This is a genomic window from Bacillus sp. SIMBA_005, from assembly GCF_046535585.1.
Classification (GTDB): Bacteria; Bacillota; Bacilli; order Bacillales; family Bacillaceae; genus Bacillus; species Bacillus pumilus.
This window is the reverse complement of record NZ_JAWRWI010001114.1, coordinates 1-238: the sequence shown is the minus strand read 5'-3', so window position 1 is coordinate 238 and position 238 is coordinate 1. Positions and strand designations below refer to the sequence as shown.

Sequence of the window (238 nt, the reverse complement as noted above, 5' to 3'; positions counted from 1 at the left end):
GGTCGGCTTGATCATGTCGCTGGGCCCGATTGTGATGATTTTCTTTCAGCCGTTTTGGGGCATGCTCAGCGACTATACGCAAAAAACGAAAGGCCTGCTGGCGGTTTGCACATCAATCACAGGCATCATTGGATTAGCCTATATTGCATTTGACAGTTTCCCTCTGTTTATTTTGATTGCGGCCTGTTTTGCAGCCTTTCAAAGCACGATTATTCCACTTTCGGACAGCATTTCACTA

General features: G+C 46.2%; 1 protein-coding gene. It reads left to right on the top strand.

The genetic code is table 11. The annotated features are described in order from the left end of the window. A partial coding sequence (locus SB660_RS23585; protein WP_410585015.1) for an MFS transporter occupies nucleotides 1-238 on the top strand: 238 nt, incomplete at both ends.